General features: G+C 62.2%; 1 pseudogene. It reads left to right on the forward strand.

The features are described 5' to 3' along the window. Window positions 1-125 precede the first annotated feature (125 nt). Window positions 126-239: pseudogene (locus tag H4J77_RS19845) on the forward strand (transposase); the annotation flags it as partial. Window positions 240-288 lie beyond the last annotated feature (49 nt).

A 288-nucleotide genomic window follows, 5' to 3' on the forward strand; every position in this document is an offset into this window, starting at 1 on the left:
AGCATTGGCGCTACTCCAGCGCGCGGAACTATGCGGGGCTAGAGGGGCTGATCGAGATTGATCGCTGGGACTGAGTGGACGCGGAGCGTCTCAGGCTGCATTCCCACGCGGAGCGTGGGAACGATCATCTGAATCCGGTGAAACGCGGCTATGTGGATACACCTGAGCATTGGCGCTACTCCAGCGCGCGGAACTATGCGGGGCTAGAGGGGCTGATCGAGATTGATCGCTGGGACTGAGTGGACGCGGAGCGTCTCAGGCTGCATTCCCACGCGGAGCGTGGGAACG

The sequence above is a fragment of the Pseudomonas sp. 5Ae-yellow genome, assembly GCF_014077575.1.
In the GTDB taxonomy this organism is placed as follows: Bacteria; Pseudomonadota; Gammaproteobacteria; order Pseudomonadales; family Pseudomonadaceae; genus Halopseudomonas; species Halopseudomonas neustonica.